7 protein-coding genes are annotated in these 11050 nt (G+C 76.1%); all 7 read left to right on the forward strand.

The features are described 5' to 3' along the window. The first annotated feature begins 203 nt into the window (after positions 1–203). Positions 204–761, forward strand: coding sequence for a LuxR C-terminal-related transcriptional regulator (locus AB0F18_RS36180; RefSeq protein ID WP_362068792.1), 558 nt, complete (start codon positions 204–206; stop codon positions 759–761). A gap of 216 nt (positions 762–977) precedes the next feature. After that, positions 978–3938 carry an AAA family ATPase gene (locus tag AB0F18_RS36185; protein WP_362068795.1) on the forward strand — a complete coding sequence of 987 codons (2961 nt, stop codon included), beginning with the start codon at positions 978–980 and terminating at the stop codon, positions 3936–3938. Next, entirely contained in the window at positions 3935–7093 is a 3159-nt protein-coding gene (locus AB0F18_RS36190; protein ID WP_362068798.1) for an AAA family ATPase, read from the forward strand. Before AB0F18_RS36185 ends, AB0F18_RS36190 begins: the two co-directional genes overlap by 4 nt. A 309-nt stretch (positions 7094–7402) precedes the next feature. Then, complete coding sequence (locus AB0F18_RS36195) at positions 7403–8581, forward strand: cytochrome P450 (RefSeq protein ID WP_362068801.1); 1179 nt, start codon at positions 7403–7405, stop codon at positions 8579–8581. 11 nt (positions 8582–8592) lie between these two features. Continuing rightward, complete coding sequence (locus AB0F18_RS36200; RefSeq protein WP_362068807.1) at positions 8593–8790, forward strand: ferredoxin; 198 nt, start codon at positions 8593–8595, stop codon at positions 8788–8790. 203 nt (positions 8791–8993) lie between these two features. Then, entirely contained in the window at positions 8994–10595 is a 1602-nt protein-coding gene (locus AB0F18_RS36205) for a GMC oxidoreductase (protein WP_362068810.1), read from the forward strand. A gap of 129 nt (positions 10596–10724) precedes the next feature. Continuing rightward, positions 10725–11050, forward strand: a 326-nt coding sequence (locus tag AB0F18_RS36210; protein WP_362068804.1) for a hypothetical protein, incomplete at its 3' end; no start/stop codon positions are given.

Below are 11050 nucleotides of genomic sequence, written 5' to 3' on the forward strand. Positions count from 1 at the left end.
GCGAGGGACTCGCAATCGGCTCGCGCTGCGCGGCCAGCTCGGCGAGAGTGAAGCCCACAGGGCGGCCCAGACGCTGGCCGGCCATGTAGTAGGCCCGCAGCCAGGAGGAGGCGGGCATCGCCAACCCGGTCCTGGCCCCCTGGTGGCTGCCGACCGCGACCACGCTGGGCCGGCTGGGCCGGGGCGCCGAGGCCGCCGGGCTGGTGGAGGCCGCCCTGGAACGGACCCGGAGCTGGGGCACCCCGCGCGCCCTGGGGCTGGGTCTGGTCGCGGCGGCCTCGGTCGTCGGCGGCCGGGCCCGTACGGAGCTGCTGGCCGAGGCCGTGGAGACCCTCGCCGGTTCGCCGGCCCGGCTGGAACTGGCCAGGGCCGAATACCAACTGGGCCGGGAGCTCCTCGCCCTCGGGGACGCCCGGGCCGCGCGCGGCCACCTGCGCCAGGCCATCGAACTCGCCACCCGCTGCGGATCCCACGCGCTGACCGCCACCGCCCGCGACACGCTGGTGACCGCGGGCGGCCGGATGCCGCAGCTGGCCGTCGCCCCCGTGGACTCCCTGACGCCCAGCGAGCGCCGGATCGCCACCCTGGCCCAGCGCGGCCACAGCAACAAGAAGATCGCGGAGGCGCTGTTCATCACCCCGCGCACGGTGGAGATGCACCTGACCAACGTCTACCGCAAGCTCGGCGTCCGCGGCCGCGGCGACCTGCCGCGCGGCCTCGGCTCCCGCCCCCGGCCCGCCGTCCGCCCGGCCGCGCCCTAGGGTCTGTCGCCGCTTTCCCGCTGTGCGTGCTGGGCCGTCCTCCGGCGACGAGGGGAGCGGGAGGACAGGCCCTGGCCAGGAGCGAGGAACGGCTCCGGCAGGCCCGCGGCATGCGGGGCGGGGTCGCCCGCACCCGGCCTTCCGCTCGACCGGGGGAACCGCCGGACGGCCGGCGGGGGAGCCCCATCCACACGACCCCCAGGAGGACGGACAGCCATGCCACGGACGACGACCGCCCCGGCAGGCCCCCCGGCGGGCCCGCCTCCCGACACCGGCGGCCCGGCGGCGCCCATCGGGCGGGACACCGAAGACCGGCTGCTGCGCGGCCTGCTGGCCGACCTGCGGCGGGGCCGGCCCGCGCTCGTCGAGGTCCACGGACCGCCCGGCATCGGACGCAGCGCCCTGCTGGACCACGCGGCGGCCCTCGCCGCGGAAGCCGGGGTCCGGGTCGCCATGGCGGCGGCCTCGCCCGAGGAGACCTGCCTGCCCCACGGGATCGCCGCCCAGCTCCACACCCAGCTGCTCCCCGCGACCCCGCGCGCCCCCGCCCCCGGCCCCGCCGTCGTCCGGGTCCTCCCGCCCGGCCCCGCCCGCCCCGGCGACGGACCGACGCGCGCCCCCGCCGAGCTGTGCGCCGCCTTCCTGGCCGCCGCCCGCAGCCACCCCCTGCTGCTCGTCGTCGACGACACCCAGTGGGCCGACCCCCCGTCGCTGCGCTGGCTCCAGGCACTGGCCCGACGGCTGGCCGGGGTGCCGCTGATGCTGCTCACCTCCCGCAACAGCGCCGCCCGGCCGGATCCGTACGACCGGATCGAGCCCTGCCCGCTGGCCGACGGGCGCTCGGTGGCCCGCCACGCGCTGGACCTGCCCCCGCTGCCCGCCGAAGCCGTCCGCCGGGTCCTCGCCGCCACCTGGCCCGACGTCGTCGACGCGGCCTTCGTGCACGAGGCCGCCCGGTGCCTCGACGGCAACCCCGCCCTGCTGCGTTCGGTCGTCGCCCGGTTCGTACGGCACGGCTGGACCCCGCGGACCGGCCACCTCGGCCACCTCGCGGAGAGCACGGCGGAAGCCGTCAGGGAGCGCACCGTGCGCACCCTTCCCCTGCTGCCCGCGGAACTCCTCGGCGTCCTGCGCGCGATCGCCGTCGCCGGGCCCGACTGCACCCCCGGCCTGATCGACGCGCTGGCCGCCGGCCCCAACACCCCGGGCACCGCCCGGGCCCTGACCCTGCTCTCCGGCACCGGCCTGCTCGCCGACGGACCCCGCCCCGCCCTGCGCAGCGAAGCCGCCGCGCGGGCCGTCCTGGCCGACCTCGGCACCGAACAGCGGGAGGAACTTCACGCCCGGGCCGCCGCATGGGCCCACCGGGCCGCCCTGCCCGACCGCGCCGTGGCCCGGATGCTGCTCGGCGCCGGTCCGATCGGCGCCCCCTGGGCCGTCGCGGCCCTGCGCCGCCGGGCCGCCGAGCACCGGGCGGCCGGCCGGCACGCCCAGGCCGCCCGGCTGCTGGAACGGGCCCTGCGCGAGCCGGTGCCGGAAGCCCTGCGGGTCCGGCTGCTGACCGAGCTGGGCACCGCCGCGCTCCCCACCGAGCCCGAGGCCGCGAGCCGGCACCTGTACCGCGCCCTGGACCCTTCGGCGGACGGGGCCGGATCCGCTCCCGCCGACCCCGGCACGGTCGAGGCCCGGCTGCGCGCGGCGGAACTCCTCGTGGCCCGCGGCGACATCCTCACCCCGGCCGCCCGGATCGCCCGCGCCGTCGCCGAGGCGGAGCCGGGCAGCGCCGAGCACTCCGGGCTGCGGGCCCTGCACTGGATGGCCGAGCACGGCCGCCCCGACCCCGAGGACGGCTACGGGCCGCCGCTGCCCGACTCCTGGCCCACCCGGCCGGAGCAGGCCGCCGAGGCCGCCGTGGCCTCCTGGCGGACCGCGCAGCGGGGCCTGGACATCACCCGCGCCCGGGGGCTCGCCCGGGCAGCCCTGGCCCCCGAGGTCCGCGCGCACGTGCCGCCGGTCGTCCGGGCGGCCGCGGCGCACGCGCTCGTCCTGAGCGGGGACACGGAGGAGGCCCGGAGCGCGCTCGACGGGATCCTGGTCTGCGCCGGACAGCGGGACGCCCGCCCGGTGGCCGGCGCGGCCCTGTTCGTCACCTGCATCGCCGAGCTGTGGGGCGGGCGGGACTCCGCCGCCTCGGAGGCCCTGGACCGGTGCGAGGAGGTCATGCCGGCCCACTGCTGGCACCCCCTCATGGCGCCCGGCCCCCTCGCCCTGCGCGCCCTCCTGGACCTGCGCCGGGGGGACGCGGACGCCGCCGCGCGGATCCTGGAGACCCGGCTGCCGCCCGTCGCCGAGAGCGGTCTGGCCTGGGCCTACCTCCTCTACGCGCGCGGGCGGGTCCGGCTCGCGGCCGGGGAACGCGACCGGGCCCTCGCCGACCTGCTGGAGTGCGGGCGCCGGCTGCTGGCCCGGCAGGCGGCCAACCCCGCCCTGCTGCCCTGGCGTTCGGCCGCCGCGCGGACCCGTGATCCCGAGGACCCCCTGGCGGTGCGGCTGCTCGCCGAGGAACGCCGCCGGGCCCTGCTGTGGGGTTCCCCCGTCGCGCTGGCCACGGCGCTGGCCCCGGGCCCCGGCGGAGCCGCCCCGACCGGAGCGGCGGCGGCCCGGGGGCGTGCGGCCGGCTGGCAGTACCGGCAGGCGCTGGTGGCGCTCGGCACGGCCCCGTTCTCGGGCCCTCTCACCGTCGACTCCCTGCTGGGCGACGACCGGTCCGCGGCCGGCCCCGTACCGGCCCGGGACGCACCGGCCCCGGGACCGGCCGCGGCCGTGCACCCGGCACCGGAGACGGGGTGCGCCGCGCGAGGGGACGTACGGCAGGACCTGCCGCGGGACCGGTGGCAGCGCGGGCCGGAACACCGCGGACCGCAGGGCACCCCGGACGGCGCGGGACACGTGGCGCCGGCCGCCGGTGGAGCAGCCGTCCCCCTGACCGGCGCCGAGTACCGGGTCGCGGCGCTCGCCGCCGGAGGCCTGCCCAACCGGGCCATCGCCGGGGAACTGGCCGTCACCCCCCGCACCGTGGAACAGCACCTGACGAAGGCCTACCGGAAGCTCGGCATCCGAGGGCGCCCCCAGCTGGCCGCAGCACTCGAACGAACAGCGACGGAGGAACCGACATGAATCCCCTGCTCCACCGGCAGCAGGAACTCGACCTGGTCACGGCGGCGTTGGACGCCACGGGCCGCGGAGCGGGAGGCGGGTCGCTGACGGTGGTGACCGGGGGCATCGGCATGGGCAAGACCGCCCTGCTGAGGGCCCTGCCGGAGCTCGCCGAACGCCGCGGTATCCGCGTCCTCACCGCCAGCGGAGCCCCGCACGAACAGGCCTTCGGCTTCGGGGTGCTCAGCCAGCTGCTGACCCCGCTGCTGTCCGCCGCCGGGGGCGCCCTCACCCCGCCCGGGGACCCCGCCGATCCGCCCGCCGGCTCCGGACGGGACGCCGCGCTGCTCGCCCTGGTCGCCGAACACGCCGACCGCAAACCGCTGCTCCTGCTGGTGGACGACCTCCAGTGGGCCGACACCCCCTCGCTGCGCTGGCTCGCACGGCTGGCCGGACGGCTGCCCCGGCTGCGCGTCACCCTGGTCGCCGCCCTGCGCGAAGGGGACCCCGGCGAGGACGAGCCCCGCCTGCACCACCTCACCGGTCGCGCGGCCGCCGTCCTGCGGCTGCGCCCGCTGTCCCCCGGGGCCACCGCCGACCTCGTCGGCGCCCGCCTCGGCCGGCCCGTGGACCAGGCCTGCGCCCGCGCCTGCCACGAGGCGACCGGCGGACACCCGCTGCTGCTCACGGCCACCCTCGACGCCCTGACCGCCGCCGGACCACGGGCCCCCGGGGGCCCGTGGCCCGACGCGCGCGTCCTCCGCGGGATCCGGCCCGACGGCCTGCGCGAACGCCTCGCGGTGGTCCTGCGCGGCCAGCGACCGCCGGTGTGGCGGTTCGCGGCGGCCCTCGCCATCCTCGGCGAGCCCACCGGCACCGCCGCGGACGCAGGGGGCACCGGAGACACCGCGGAAGCGGCGGCTGCCGGGGCCACGAAGGACACCGCGCCCGCTGAACACACCGGACAGGCCGCGAACGCGGTGCACGCCGCGGACACCGGCCACGCCGGGCAGGCCGGGTACGCCGTGCAGGTCGGGCACGCCGCGGATTCCGGGTACGCCGCGGATTCCGGGTACGCCGCGGATACCGGGTACGCCGGAGATGCCGGGCACACCGCGGACGCCGGGGGCGCCGGGTACGCCGCGGACACCGGGCAGGCCGGGCAGGCCGGGTACACCGGGTACCCCGGGCACGCCGGAGACGCCGGATACACCGCCGGCGCCGCGGCCGATGGGGAGGACCCCGCCGGGCGGCTTGCCGGGCTTGATGTCACCGGGCGGGCCGAGGCGGTTCGGGTGCTGCGGCGGCTCGGTCTGCTGGCGGAGGGGCCCGTGCCCCGGTTCGTCCACCCGGTCGTCGCCGATGCCGTGGAGGAGGCGATGGCCCCCGCCGAAGCCGAGGCCGTGCGCCTGCGCGCCGCTCTGCTGCTGCACCAGGGCGGCCACCCCGCCGAACGGGCCGCCGCGCAACTGCTCGCCGTCTCCTCCTGCGAGGAGCCCTGGGCGCAGGAGGTCCTGCGGGCCGCGGCGACCGCCGCCCTGCGCCGCACGGACCCGGAGGCCGCCGCCCGCTACCTGCGCCGCGCCCTGCTCATCAGCCCGCCCGACGGAGCCGCCCGCGCCGAGCTCCTCGTCGAACTCGCCGTCATCGAACGCGACTTCGCCCCCAGGGCGGCGCTGCGCCACTTCACCCAGGCCCTGCTCCTCCTGCCGGACCCGGCCCGGCGCGCCCGGGTGGCGGGCCGGATCCCGCCGTTCCTCCTCGACGACTGCCCGCCCTCCACCCTCGACACCGTCGCCAGGACGGCCACCGCCCTGGGGGACGCGGCGGGCCTGACCGGCGCCGCCCGCCGCAGCGCCCTGCGGCTGGAGGCCCGGCTGCGGCACGCCGCCGTGGCCGGCCCGGCCGAACTGGCCTCCTCCGCGGACCGGCTGCGCGCCCTGGGCCCCGTCCCCTGCCTGGACAGCGCCGCGGACCGCGAACGGGTCACCGTCCTGCTGCACGGGGCCGTCCTGGCCCAGCAGGTCACCGCCGCCGAGGCCGTGCCCCTCGCCGAACGGCTGCTCCAGCACGAGCCGGCCACCCCGGACCACGTCCACACCGCCCTGCCCCTGCTGACCGACGTCCTGGTCGCCGCCGACTCCCTCGGCACCATCGGCCCCTGGCTGCACACCGCCTATGACCGGGCCCGCCGCGACCACGCCACCGTCCCGCACGCCCTGATCGCCGTCGAGCTCGCCCACCTCGCGCTGGCCCGCGGCGACCTGGCGCGGGCCCGCGCCCACGCCGCCGAGGCGCTCGACCTGGACGCCACCGACTGGGCCACCCTCCGCACCCTGGCCGCCGTCGTCCTGGCCGCCCTGGAAGCCCGGGACACCACCCTGTGCGAGCGGCTGCTGTCCGGCTCACCGCCGGACTCCGCCCACGGCCACCTGCCCTCCCTGCGGCTGCTCATCCGCGGCTCGGCCGCCGCCCTGCGCCACGACCTGCCCACCGCCCTGGGCTGCTACCTCGACTGGGGCCGTGCGGCCGAACGCGCCCACTGGCACAACCCCGCCGTCGCCCCCTGGCGTTCCTGGGTCTCCGCACTCCACTTCCGGATGGGCCGGCCCGGCCAGGCCCACGACCTCATGGACGAGGAGTACGCGCGCGCCGTCAGCTGGGGCAGCCCGGTGGCCATCGGCCGAGCCCAGCGCGGCCGGGGCGCGATCACCGGCGGCGAACGGGGCCTGGTCCTGCTGCGCGAGTCCGCGGCCACCCTGGAACGGACCGCGCACGTCCTCGAACAGGCCCGCACCTCCCTGCTCCTGGGCAGACGGCTGCTGACCGCCGGCCGGGAGGCCGAGGCCGAGCACCGGCTGACCCGGGCCCGGGAACAGGGGCTGACGTGCGGGGCGCCCTGGATCGCCGACCGGGCGGGCAGGGCACTGCACACCATCGCGGGTTCCCAGGGCGCGGACGCGGTCGCCGCGCTGACCCGCACCGAACGCCGCGTCGCCGGACTGGCCGCCTGCGGCACCTCCAACCGGGCCATCGCCGAACGGCTGGAGGTCAGCGCCCGGGCGGTCGAGAAGCACCTCACCCAGGCCTACCGCAAGCTGCGCATCGACGGCCGTGCCGAACTCGCCCCGATGGCACGGCTGCTGTCCGAGGAGTGCCCCGACTCCCGTCCGTAGCCGGGGGAGGGCCGGGTCCGGCCGGGGGGTGCGTACCGTACCGAACCGAAGCCTCTCGGTACCGCCCGTAACCGTACCCCCCGGCCCGCGCCCACAGGGTTAGCGCGCGGGGGGATTGATTTCGTTGACACCTTTTACCGCATCTCCATACCTTCGTCATGGCGCTGATCGAACTGCGCGGACGACGGAGTCCGAATTTCAGAACGCCGTGTGAAGAACGCGTCGACGCCGTGTTGCGGCCGCGTTTCCGAGGGATTCGGCAGCAATACGGCCAGCCATGGAAGGGCATATATGAGCCAGGGTTTACCGGTGACCTTTTCCACTGTCCGGGACGGATACTTCAACCCGCCCCCGGAGACCCGGTCACTGCGCCGGACCGAACCGCTGACGCGCATGGAATTCGCCGACGGCCATCTCGGATGGCTCGTCACGGGCTATTCCGCCGCCCGGGCCGTCCTCGCCGACGCCCGCTTCAGCGCCCGCGGTGAGCTCAAGCACCCGCCGGTCCCGCGCGCCGCGACCCTGGACGAGGCCCCGGCGGCACCCCCCGGCATGTTCATCCAGCACGACGACCCCGAGCACCAGCGCTACCGCAAGCTGCTCGTCGGGCAGTTCACCGTCCGCCGCATGCGCCTGCTCACCGAATGGATCGAGAAGGTCACCGCGGAGCGGCTCGACGAGATGGAACGTCTCGGCTCCCCCTCCGACCTCTTCGAGCACTTCGCGCTGCCCATCCCCTCCCTCGTCATCTGCGAACTGCTGGGCGTGCCCTACGCGGACCGCGCCACCTTCCAGCACCACACCCACGTCTGGAGCAGCTTCGGCGAGTCCACCGAGGACGTCACCGCCGCCTTCCTGGAGCTGGGGGCCTACCTGGGCGGCCTGGTGCGCCTCAAGCGCACCGAACCCGCCGACGACATCCTCAGCGGACTGATCACCGCCGACCCCGACCTCACCGACGAGGAACTCACCTCGATCGCCTTCCTGTTGCTGGTCGCCGGCCACGAGACCACCGCCAACCAGCTCGCCCTCGGCACCTTCGCCCTGCTCGAACACCCCGAGCAGCTGGCCGCACTGCGCGCCGACCCCTCCCTGATCGAGGGCGCCGTCGAGGAGAGCCTGCGCTACCTGAGCATCGTCCACCACGGCCCCACCCGGGCCGCCCTGGAGGACGTGGAGATCGAGGGCACCCTCATCAAGGAGGGGGAGGTCGTGATGGTCTCCCTCGCCGCCGCCAACCGCGACCCCGAACGCTTCCCCGACCCGGAGTCCTTCGACGTGACCCGGCGCGCCGCCGGCCACCTCGGCTTCGGCCACGGCATCCACCAGTGCCTCGGCCAGCAGCTGGCCCGCATCGAACTGCGGGTCGGCTTCACCGCCCTGCTGGAGCGCTTCCCGCACCTGCGCCTGGCCTGCCCGCCCGAGGAGATCCGGCTCCGCCACGACATGCAGGTCTACGGCGTGTACGCGCTGCCCGTCGCCTGGTGACGGACGGCCCGCTGCGGGTCGGGGTCAGCCGGCGGCTGTGCTGCGGCGCCGGCATGTGCGCCCTGATCGCCCCCGAGGTCTTCGACCAGTGTGACGAGGGCCTCGTGGTCCTGCTCGACCCCGGCCCGCCCGCCGCCGCGCACGCCGCCGTGCGCGAGGCCGCCGACCAGTGCCCCTGCTCGGCGATCACCCTGCACACCGCTGGCTGACGCCTCCCCGCAGACCTCCCGCGCCCTGCGGGAGGGGCCCCGCGCAGGACGTGCCGCGCCCCTCCCGCAGGCCCGCGTCCCCCGGCGTCCCGGTCCGGGGCGCCCTTCCGCGCCCTCCGCGCGAGGCGCCCCACGCCCCCGCTCGTCCCTTTCCTCCCGAAAGTCAGGAACCTACCGTGGAACAGCACCTGTCACGCCGCCGCATGCTCGGACTGACGGCCCTCGGCGCGGCGGCCCTCGCGGGCAGCACCACCATCGGCGCCCCCCGGGCCCTGGCCGCCGACCGCGCCGACGACGCCGCGTTCGTCCCCGCCGTCGTCATCGGCACCGGCTACGGCGCCGCCGTCTCCGCCCTGCGCCTGGGCGAGGCCGGCATCCGCACGGTCATGCTCGAAATGGGCCAGCTGTGGAACCAGCCGGGCCCCGACGGCAACGTCTTCGCCGGCATGCTCAAGCCCGACAAGCGCTCCACCTGGTTCAAGAACCGTACCGAGGCCCCCCTCGGCAGCTTCCTCTGGCTGGACCTGGCCAACCGTGACATCGACCCGTACGCCGGTGTCCTGGACCGGGTCAACTTCGACCAGATGTCCGTGTACGTGGGCCGCGGCGTCGGCGGCGGCTCCCTGGTCAACGGCGGTATGGCGGTGGCCCCGAAGCGCTCGTACTTCGAGGAGGTGCTGCCGCGCGTCGACTCCACCGAGATGTACACCCGCTACTTCCCGCGCGCGAACTCCATGCTCCGCGTCAACCACATCGACGACGGCTGGTTCGAGAGCACCGAGTGGTACAAGTTCGCCCGGGTCTCGCGCGACCAGGCCCAGAAGGCCGGACTGGGCACCGTACACGTCCCCAACGTCTACGACTTCGACCACATGCGGCGCGAGGCGGCCGGTGAGGTCCCCAAGTCCGCACTGGCCGGCGAGGTCATCTACGGCAACAACCACGGCAAGCAGAGCCTGGACAAGACCTACCTGGCCGCCGCCCTGGGCACCGGCAAGGTCACCATCGAGACCCTGCACCAGGCCAAGACCATCCGGCAGCAGAAGGACGGCACCTACCTGCTGACCGTCGAGCAGCGGGACGCGGACGGCCGGCTGCTGGCCACCAAGGAGATCTCCTGCCGCCACCTGTTCCTCGGCGCCGGCAGCCTCGGCTCCACCGAACTGCTGCTGCGCGCCCGCGAGACCGGCACCCTGCCGAACCTCAGCTCGGAGATCGGTGCCGGCTGGGGCCCGAACGGCAACATCATGACCGCCCGCGCCAACCACGTGTGGAACCCCACCGGCGCCAACCAGTCCTCCATCCCCGCCCTGGGCATCGACGACTGGGACAACCCCCAGAACCCCGTCTTCGCCGAGATCGCCCCCATGCCCGCGGGCCTGGAGACCTGGGTCAGCCTCTACCTGGCGATCACCAAGAACCCCGAGCGCGGGACCTTCGCCTACGACGCGGCCACCGACCGGGCGGCCCTGCGCTGGACCCGCGACCAGAACACCCCCGCCGTCAACGCCGCGAAGTCGCTGTTCGACCGCATCAACAAGGCGAACACGACGATGTACCGCTACGACCTCTTCGGCAAGCAGCTGAAGGCCTTCTCCGACGACTTCACCTACCACCCGCTCGGCGGCTGCGTCCTGGGCAAGGCCACCGACGACTACGGCCGGGTGAACGGCTACAAGAACCTCTACGTGACCGACGGTTCGCTCATCCCCGGCTCCATCGGCGTGAACCCGTTCGTCACCATCACCGCCCTGGCCGAACGGAACATCGAGCGCGTGATCCGGCAGGACGTCACCGCCTCGTAGACCGGCGGCGGACGCCGGTCGGCACGCAGGGGAACGGTACGGGGGCTCTCCCCGGCATGCCCGCACGCCCGAAGGCGCTGCGGAACCAGCACACCAGCAGTAGTTCAACGGGTCGATGGAGCACACATGATGCGCGAGTCTGTTGCGAGGCCGGAGGAATCCGGGAACGGCGCACACGAGGTGATCGTGGCGATCGGGTCGGCACACCGCCCGCCGGAGGACACCGGCACGGGCGGGGCGTTCGACGCGGAATTCCTCGCGGAGGCCACCGGAGACCCGTCGGACCCCGCCCGGACCGATGCCCTGCCGCACGGGCCGGCCGGGGCGGAGACCTGGTGGGAGGCGCTGGAGGACGCCGGAGTCGTCCTGGCGGCGGCCTCCGGCCCGCGCACCGGCGTCTTCCTCGCCGTCCCCGGGGAGGAAGACGCGGAACTCCCGGGGCAGGAGGAGGCCGC

The sequence above is a fragment of the Streptomyces sp. NPDC029216 genome, from assembly GCF_040648015.1.
Taxonomy (GTDB): Bacteria; Actinomycetota; Actinomycetes; order Streptomycetales; family Streptomycetaceae; genus Streptomyces.